At 47.0% G+C, this 8,605-nt stretch carries 10 protein-coding genes; all 10 read left to right on the forward strand.

What is annotated here, in order from left to right; all coding sequences use genetic code 11:
* Positions 1-527 (forward strand): DoxX family protein (locus AC1DSE_RS24825; protein ID WP_477528337.1); only part of this gene is annotated, 527 nt, incomplete at its 5' end.
* Positions 528-689: 162 nt separating this feature from the next.
* A complete protein-coding gene (locus AC1DSE_RS24830; RefSeq protein ID WP_477510712.1) occupies positions 690-1,601 on the forward strand; it encodes a LysR family transcriptional regulator in 912 nt (303 codons plus the stop codon).
* Between the two features lie 292 nt (positions 1,602-1,893).
* The gene (locus tag AC1DSE_RS24835) at positions 1,894-2,730 is read left to right on the forward strand and encodes a transporter substrate-binding domain-containing protein (RefSeq protein ID WP_076269079.1); all 837 of its coding nucleotides are present in this window, start codon (positions 1,894-1,896) and stop codon (positions 2,728-2,730) included.
* A 27-nt stretch (positions 2,731-2,757) separates the two neighbouring features.
* Positions 2,758-3,546, forward strand: coding sequence for an amino acid ABC transporter permease (locus tag AC1DSE_RS24840; protein ID WP_441883762.1), 789 nt, complete (start codon positions 2,758-2,760; stop codon positions 3,544-3,546).
* Positions 3,536-4,246 (forward strand): amino acid ABC transporter permease, encoded by a 711-nt coding sequence (locus tag AC1DSE_RS24845; RefSeq protein ID WP_076269077.1) that lies wholly within the window; start codon positions 3,536-3,538, stop codon positions 4,244-4,246. The genes AC1DSE_RS24840 and AC1DSE_RS24845 overlap by 11 nt, the downstream gene beginning before the upstream one ends.
* Positions 4,243-4,995: an amino acid ABC transporter ATP-binding protein gene (locus AC1DSE_RS24850; protein WP_477510682.1), complete on the forward strand. Its 753-nt coding sequence runs from the start codon at positions 4,243-4,245 to the stop codon at positions 4,993-4,995. The genes AC1DSE_RS24845 and AC1DSE_RS24850 overlap by 4 nt, the downstream gene beginning before the upstream one ends.
* A 21-nt stretch (positions 4,996-5,016) precedes the next feature.
* Complete coding sequence (locus AC1DSE_RS24855; RefSeq protein WP_477510681.1) at positions 5,017-6,027, forward strand: LLM class flavin-dependent oxidoreductase; 1,011 nt, start codon at positions 5,017-5,019, stop codon at positions 6,025-6,027.
* The gene (locus tag AC1DSE_RS24860) at positions 6,024-7,214 is read left to right on the forward strand and encodes an amidohydrolase (RefSeq protein WP_477510680.1); all 1,191 of its coding nucleotides are present in this window, start codon (positions 6,024-6,026) and stop codon (positions 7,212-7,214) included. The genes AC1DSE_RS24855 and AC1DSE_RS24860 overlap by 4 nt, the downstream gene beginning before the upstream one ends.
* On the forward strand, positions 7,198-8,334 hold the full coding sequence (gene solA / locus AC1DSE_RS24865; protein ID WP_477510711.1) for an N-methyl-L-tryptophan oxidase: 1,137 nt from the start codon (positions 7,198-7,200) through the stop codon (positions 8,332-8,334). The genes AC1DSE_RS24860 and solA overlap by 17 nt, the downstream gene beginning before the upstream one ends.
* A 36-nt stretch (positions 8,335-8,370) precedes the next feature.
* The coding region (locus AC1DSE_RS24870) for a DinB family protein (protein WP_477528338.1) at positions 8,371-8,605 on the forward strand (235 nt) is incomplete at its 3' end.

An 8,605-nucleotide genomic window follows, 5' to 3' on the forward strand; every position in this document is an offset into this window, starting at 1 on the left:
CCAAATGGCTAAGCGAAAACAAATATGCAGCGGGCTTAATGCTTGTGCTGCGGGTGTACTTGGGATGGCAATGGCTGAGCGCTGGTTGGCATAAGCTTGGCGGATTTGATGCCAGCGGATTTTTAAAAGGAGCTATCGRCAACCCTGTAATGGATAAAGCGACAAACGAGTTAGTTTATCCGACGTTTACTGCATTTCTAGAACATGTTGCTCTTCCGAATGCAGGCATCATTAACTTTCTCATTCCCGTTGGTGAATGTTTGGTAGGGCTTGGACTTATCGTTGGCGCACTTACGACAGCTGCAGCATTCTTCGGATTATTAATGAACTTCATGTTTATGTTTGCTGGTACGGTATCGACTAACCCTTGGATGCTGCTGATCGGAATTATCGTATTCATCGCTGGCACGAACGCAGGTAAATTCGGTATTGATTACTTTGCCCTTCCTTATCTGCGCAAACTATTTAAAAAATTCGGCAACCGCGGCGATAGCGGATATGCTGACAACAAGACAATCCCTCGTTAGAGCGGAACGAATGTAAGGAATAAGGGTTGCTCCTCAAGTAGGTATCTACTTTTGGGGCAACCCGTTTTTTTTGCTCGATTGACATGAACTCTTTAGTTTGTTACTTTAATTATATATATTCGTATTGGTTTAGTTGGATTTAAGTGAGTGGAGGTGTGTCAAATCAACATTGAGAATATAGAAGCATTCGTCTATGTCATCCATTGTGGAAGCTTTAATAAAGCAGCTGACGCGTTGTATTTGTCTCAGCCTTCTGTAACAGCAAGAATTAAGTCCCTTGAGCAGGAGCTCGACTGCAAGCTGTTCGATCGAAATGGCAAACAGATTCAAATAACGGAAGACGGTAAACGATTTCTCCCTTATGCCCAACAGCTGCTGCTCATCTATCAGAAGGGCAAGCAGCATATTAATCAGAAGAAGTCTTTGCCGAACGAGTTCCGAATTGGCTGTACCGTGTCTGTCTCCAATTATATTATTCCTGACTTATTACCTCGCTTAAAGAAGAAATTCCCACACACTCACTATAAAATCGTCACAAGCACCACGGATGAGATTGTGAATAAAGTGCTGAGCAAGGAAGTAGATATTGGCTTTGTTCGCAAGGTGAATCATCCTAACCTGCAGTCGACCAAGTTCTATGAAGATCCAATACGGCTGCATGTGTATCATGGGCATCCGTTCTTAACAACGGAAAAGCTGACGGTTGAGGCGATCGCTGAGCAGCCGCTCGTTTTTTTTGAATGCGGCTCATTGGATTGGCTTCGCATTCATCGTATATTCGAGAATTTGGAGCTGCCGCCGAACATTCAAATTCAGACGGATAATTCTGAGATGGCCAAAAAGCTTGTCATTCAGAAAGCAGGCATCGCGTTTCTTCCAGGCTTATGCGCCCAGCAGGAGCTGCAGGATGGGAAGCTTTATCCGATACGCGTCCCGGAGACGGAAGGCATTTTTTTACAGACGAACCTCATTTCGCATCATGGAGAGCATCTGGAATTTGTACATGCCATTACCGAAATAGGCAAGCAATTAGCAGATGCGGAGCTAAGCTTATCAGCAAATATAAATCTGTAATACAAAAACTCTATTATTCGAAAAGCGATGGGTATGGTACATTCATAATTACAGTTAAGCCGATATGAATAGTGCACTTAATCACATTCGTCCGCTGCTCCTACTGAAGCAGCGGACGTTTTTTGTTGATAAAAGCATCATTGGATTATTCAATTTTCTTATAGAAGATCTCTATAAGCTAGAGGATTGACGAAGCTGGCAGTCCGGTGGTAAAGTGAATTCAACATAATCCTTACTTAACAGGTAGGAATTATAAGGATTTAAACATTTGATGATTTGGGGGAAAAAGAAAATGAAAAAACGATTCGTTTTATCGATTGCACTCGTCCTTGCCCTTACAGTTGCTGGCTGCGGAAGCAATAAAAACAACACCGGCGGCAGTGCGGAAACAGGAAGCGGAGAGGCTTCCAAATCCGTAACAAAAATTGTTGTTGGCACAGGAACACAATTCCCTAAAGTTTGCTTTATAGATGAGAATGGTAAGCTTACTGGTTTCGATGTAGAGCTTGTAAGAGAAATTGATAAACGTCTTCCAGATTATGAATTTGACATTCAAACGCTTGAATTTACGAACCTGCTGTTAAGCTTGGAAACGAAAAAAATTGACATGATTGCACATGAGATGGAGCAAAATCCGGAACGCGTACAGAAGTACCTCTTTAATAAAGAGCCTTATGCGCACTGGAGAAACAAGATCATAGTAGACAAGGACAATAATTCAGTTCAAACGTTGGCTGATCTAAAAGGTAAAAAAGTGCTAACAACGGCAACAAGCGCAGCGGCAACGATTCTTGAGAATTACAATAAGGAAAACGGAAACGCGCTTGAGCTTGTGTATCAAAATGGCGGTGCAAACGACAACGTATCGCAAGTAACCTCAGGCCGAGTGGATGCCTTCCTCGCTGCTGACTTTACTTTATCGTTAGTTGATCCGAAGAAAGAGCTTAAAGCAGTAGGACCGGCACTGAGCGAAGCAGACATCTTGTTCATGTTCCGCAAGGACGATCCGGAGCAGCAAAAGCTTTCTGATGCAGTTGATGTGGTAATCAAAGAACTGAAAGCAGACGGTACGCTGGCTAAGCTTAGCTCAGAATGGCTGGGCGATGATTTTACTTCCCAAGAAAAATAAACCCAATTGAAAGGTGAGATGGCTAAGGTGGGAGAACCTTTTGATATCAGCTATGTGTTCGAGTATCTAATAAAGCTGCTGCCTACCTTGAAAGTCACTCTTCTTATTGTGGTGAGTTCCATCGTACTTGGGGTTGGCGTCGGATTTATCGTCGCCTTTCCCCAGCTTTATAAGATTCCGGTTCTAAGACGGTTTTCGCAGGTGTATTTATCTTTTTTTAGAGGGACGCCTATACTCATTCAGCTATTTCTGTTTTATTACGGCTTGCCTGAGGTTTTGAAGCTTTTTCATTTGGATGTAGCTAAAGTGCCGGCATTATATTTTGTCATCCTTACTTATGCGCTGCACAGCGGAGCTTATATAGCGGAGATGATTCGCGCGGCTGTCGGGGCAGTGGATCGGGGGCAGGTTGAAGCAGCTTATGCGGTAGGAATGACGGGTTTCCAAGCTTTTACCCGAATTGTACTACCTCAAGCCGTTTCGATTGCATTGCCGGTATTCTCTAATCTTGTCATTGCAAATTTGAAGGATACATCACTCGCCTTTTCGTTAGGTATTATGGAATTAACAGGAAAATCACAGACACTGGCTGTTATGTCCAGGCATTTCCTTGAAACGTATGTTTCGCTAGCGATTATCTACTTTATTTTGAGCTTTGGGCTTGAGAAGCTGTTCCATTTGATCGAACGCAGGTTATTGAAGCATGAGCGCCGCATCGCGGCAGAAGACAAAGAACCTCTTATCAAAAAAGATAAATCAAGGCGGTTTGCAGCCGGAATAGGCTTTGGCAGAGGAGGAAGGGAAAATGAAGCTTGATTTCGCATTCATATGGACGGCGTTTGTTCAGCTTTTGAGCGCGGTGCCAACGGCTTTGGCGATTACGTTCGTTTCTGTTTTTTGCGGCTTCCTCATTGGGACATCTGTAGCTGTCATTAGACTTTATAAGATTCCAGTCCTTTATCCTATCGCCGTTTCCTATGTTACCGTCATCCGCGGAACTCCTATGCTAACGCATTTATTGCTTATTTATTTCGGTTTGCCGATTATCGTAGATGGTATAGCTGAGGCGTTAGGCTTATCGTTCCGTTCGGTCTCGATTCCCATGATAGGATTCGCTTATATTTCTTTCTCGATTACGGCTGGCGCATACATGTCTGAGGTTGTCAGATCGGGACTGCTTGCGGTTAACCGCGGACAAATGGAAGCCGCGTATTCCATTGGAATGACGACCTCGCAAGCGATGCGCAGAATTGTTTTGCCCCAAGCCTTTGCTGCCAGCTTGCCTAACTTATCGAACTCGGTAATTGGCATGCTGCACGGATCAACGCTGGCTTTTACAGTGTCTGTCGTTGACATTAATGCTAAAGCGCAAATCGTTGCTTCAACAAACTGGAAGTTTTTTGAGGCGTACCTTGCCGCAGCTCTTATTTTCTGGGGATTAACCTTTTTCATCGAGCGACTGACCGCGTTAGCCGAGAAGCGCTTTAACCTGTACAACAGAGGCGGTGTCTCATGATTAAGCTGACGCAAATTAGGAAGAGCTTTGGACGCAATGAAGTGCTCAAAGGAATCGATCTTACAGTCAAAAAAGGCGAGGTCGTTGCGATACTCGGGCCAAGCGGCTCCGGGAAAACAACGCTGCTGCGCTGCATCAATTATTTAGAGAAGCCTAACGACGGTCAAATTTCGATTGGTGATTTCACCGTTAATTGCAAGCGTCCCGATAAAAAAGGAATCCATACGCTTCGGCAAAAAAGCGCAATGGTTTTCCAGCAATATAATTTATTTAAGCATAAGACGGCAATTGAAAATGTAATGGAAGGTCTCCTCATCGTTAAGAAGCTTCCGAAGGAAGAGGCGCGGCAAAAAAGCGAGGAGCTGCTTGAAAAGGTTGGTCTTGGCAATAAGCTGCATGCCTATCCGAGCGAGCTGTCTGGAGGACAACAGCAGCGTGTAGGCATCGCTCGCGCGCTGGCGCTGAATCCAGAAGTTATTTTGTTCGATGAGCCGACTTCGGCGCTTGATCCAGAGCTGGTTGGCGAGGTGCTTAGCGTAATTCGCAAAATCGCAAAAGAAGGCATCACGATGATTATCGTGACCCATGAAATGAGCTTTGCGCAGGATGTTGCCAGCCATGTTGTCTTTATGGATGGCGGAGCGATCGTTGAAGAGGGCAGGCCTAACGATATTTTCACTAATCCAAAAGAAGAACGAACCAAACAATTTTTGAAACGGATCACACCTGAGGGTGTCTATTCCATCTAACACATAGAGGAGCGAATCAATATGTCACTCAAAATTGGCATTCTGGATCAAAGTATAATTTTTCCCGGTCAAACTGCTGCTGAAGCCTTGGCGAATACCGTGAGGCTGGCGCAATTGGCAGAAACGCTTGGTTTCGAGCGCTTCTGGGTATCTGAGCATCATGATTCTCCCGGGATGGCGGGGTCCTCGCCAGAGGTGCTTATTGCTTATTTGCTGGCTCAAACATCATCCATTCGCATTGGTTCAGGCGGCGTAATGCTCCAGCATTACAGCCCTTATAAAGTGGCAGAAAATTTTAATGTGCTTGCTTCACTCGCTCCAGGAAGAGTTGAGCTTGGCATCGGGCGAGCGCCAGGCGGATTGCCGCGTTCTACGAAAGCTTTGCAGAAGGGCGTAGCGGAAGCCGATACTTTAGCTGAGAAGCTGACAGAACTGGAGCAGCTGCTCCATGATAAGACTGGCGAAGAGCATCCGCTGGCTGGGCTTGTTGCAAGTCCGCTGCCGAAGCAGCCTGCTGACATTTTCTTGCTTGGCACAAGCTTATCAAGCGCGGAGCTGGCTGCGGAGAAGGGTTATCCGTATGCTTTTGCATTATTTATTAATAACGATCCGGATACGGCTCAAAAGGCGATAAATACGTATCGGAATAAATTTAATCGGTCGTTTGGCGGAGAGCCTAAAGCGATTCTAGCATTGTCAGTAATAGCGTCCGATTCGGAAGAAGAAGCGAATGAGCTGGCAGGTCATTTTAAAAATGTGAGAGTTACGCTGGCAAGCGGCAAGACTGTAAACGTAGGCACGCTGGAACAAGCGAAGGAATTTGCTAGGCAGGCGGGAGAGACATTTACAGCAGAGGAAAGGGATGCGGATATTACCCGCGGCACCAAGGAGATGGTTCGCAAACGACTGCTTGAAATTGGGGATCAGTATGGCGTGGATGAGTTTATTTTTACGACGATTATTCCTGATTTCGCCAAGCGTGTACGATCCTTCGAGCTGCTTAAGGAAGCCTTTGAAGGAGAGTTGGTATGAGCGATTTCTCAGCTGAATTCATAGAAGAGAAGTTGATAGCCATTCGAAGGCAGCTGCATCAGCATCCTGAGCTTTCTCATGAGGAGTTTGAGACGACGGCTTCCATACGCGGCTGGTTAACGGAGGCGGGCATTCGAGTTGTTGATTATGGACTTCAAACCGGTGTCATTGCAGAGATTGGTGGATTGCATGGCGGCCCGATTGTCGCGGTTCGCGCGGATATAGACGCACTGCCGATACAGGAGGAGACGGGTCTTGCATTTGCTTCAACAATTCCGGGTAAAATGCATGCCTGCGGACATGATTTCCACACGGCGTCGATTATAGGAACTGCTCTTTTGCTCAAGGAACGGGAGCAGGAGCTGCAAGGAACGGTGCGCTTGTTGTTCCAGCCTGCGGAAGAAAAAGCAAAGGGCGCTCAGAAGCTTATTGCAAGCGGAGCTTTGGAAGGCGTGAGCGCGGTGTTCGGCATGCATAACAAGCCGGATCTCCCAGTTGGAACGATTGGAATTACAGGCGGGCCAATCATGGCGGCAGCTGATGGCTTTGTCGTTGAAGTGGAAGGCCGCGGCAGTCATGCTGCAGTACCTGAAGCGGGTCTTGATCCGATCGTAACCGCGGCGCATATGATTACGGCGCTGCAATCGATTGTAAGCCGCAGCGTAAGTGCGCTGGACAGTGCGGTTGTTAGTGTGACAAGGCTTCATGCGGGAACCGCTTGGAATATTATTTCGGACAAAGCGGTATTTGACGGTACGCTGCGTACGTTTGAAGAGCATGTCCGCACGAAAGTGCGCGAGCGCTTTGATCAGGTCGTAAATGGTGTAGCATCGGCGTTTGCAACGAGTGCGAAAGTGAAGTGGCTGGAAGGGCCGCCGGCAGTTGTCAATGATCAGAAATGGGCCGATCAAGCTTCGATAACAGCGAATGCTCTTGGCCTTGCAGTGGTGAAGCCTACGCCTTCTCCGGCAGGCGAGGATTTTGCGTTTTATTTGAAGGAAACCGAAGGGGTGTTTGTGTTTTTTGGCACAGCCGGCTCACAGGAATGGCATCATCCAGCCTTTGATTTAGATGAGAAAGCATTGCCGATTGCAGCTTCTTTTTTTGCTTCCCTTGCTGTGGATGCTCTGCGCAAGCTGACGAGCGAGAATACGCTGGGAGGACGACAACATTCCGAAATCATATGACGTGATCATCGTTGGGGCAGGCTCTATGGGGATGAGCGCAGGTTATGAGCTCGCAGCCCGCGGAGCAAGGGTACTGCTCATTGATGCTTTTGATCCGCCGCATAATATGGGAAGCCATCACGGCGAGCCGCGTCTAATCCGGCATGCCTATCATGGCGGCGATACTTATGTGAAGATGGCGCTTCGTGCTGATGAGAGGTGGCTGGCACTCGAGAAAGCGACGGGGGAAAAGCTGCTGGAGCGATCGGGCGTGCTCAATATGGCAGAATCGAGCTTTTACAATTATGAAGGCAGATTAGGCGATGCTATTGCGAATGGCGTTCAAGTGGAGCTGCTGCGTGCGGAAGAAATTAATCGGCGTTTTCCAGGTGTTCAATTAGCTGACTCCTTCCAAGGGATGTACGAGCCGAATGCGGGTTACTTATACAGTGAAAAATGTGTAGCTGCTTATAAGCAGCAAGCTATAGCAGCCGGAGCGGAGCTTCTGGTAAACAGCTTCGTTACAGATATTCAGGCGAATGCTTCAAGCGTCACCGTTCATACGAAAGAAGCTGCTTATACCGCACAGCAAATCATTATTACCGCCGGCGCATGGTTTGGCATGCTCGCGAAGCATGTTAAGCTTCCCATTCGTGCAGTTCGCAAAGTAGTTGGGTGGTTTGAAACGCGTTCACCCGCTTTTGATGCAGGCGTATTTCCCGGTTTCACTTGGGGAGGAGCGATGGGAGGCTACTACGGCTTTCCGAGCATTGGCGGCGCAGGAATTAAAATTGGCAGACACGATACAGGCGTGGAATGGCAGCCAGGTGAGCCGATTGCTCCATTTGGTGCTTATCCGGAAGATGAAGAGGATCTTCGCCGCGCGCTTGCCGCTTTTGTTCCGGATGCGGCCGGCAAGCTTTTGCGGGGTGCAGTATGCAAATACGAGTTTACGCCTGATGAGGATTTCATTATTGATGCTCATCCTGAGCATCATAATGTGCTGCTTGCTGGCGGTTTTTCCGGTCATGGCTTTAAATTTGCGAGCGTGGTAGGCGAGATTTTGGCTGACAAAATACAAAAAAAGAATACAGGCTATGATCTGAGATTATTCGAGCTTGATCGTTTTAGCAGGGCATAACGCTATTACTTTTGTTATTCACGAGGAGGATTTTAAATGAGCGAACCCATTGTCGATATTCATGCATTTGTGAACGTATATGATCAAATTGAGCAGGAATTGGAAGGGCTGTCGGATCACCAGCTGAAATGGAAGGCTGCCCCTGAGTCATGGAGTGTGACCGAGGTGCTCGCTCATCTCGTTGATCACAGCATTATCGTATCCTTTCGCATTCGTGAAATCTTGTCTGGCTCCGAGATAAKGCTGCCTTCCTTTAAACAGGATGCTTGGG

The organism is Paenibacillus sp. 01L418 (assembly GCF_056400045.1).

Excerpts from the sequence above, each read along its gene's own strand:
- AC1DSE_RS24835 (WP_076269079.1), top strand. The coding sequence starts at position 1,894 with ATGAAAAAACGATTCGTTTTATCGATTGCACTCGTCCTTGCCCTTACA.
- AC1DSE_RS24845 (WP_076269077.1), top strand. The coding sequence starts at position 3,536 with ATGAAGCTTGATTTCGCATTCATATGGACGGCGTTTGTTCAGCTTTTG.
- AC1DSE_RS24850 (WP_477510682.1), top strand. The coding sequence starts at position 4,243 with ATGATTAAGCTGACGCAAATTAGGAAGAGCTTTGGACGCAATGAAGTG.
- AC1DSE_RS24855 (WP_477510681.1), top strand. The coding sequence starts at position 5,017 with ATGTCACTCAAAATTGGCATTCTGGATCAAAGTATAATTTTTCCCGGT.
- AC1DSE_RS24860 (WP_477510680.1), top strand. The coding sequence starts at position 6,024 with ATGAGCGATTTCTCAGCTGAATTCATAGAAGAGAAGTTGATAGCCATT.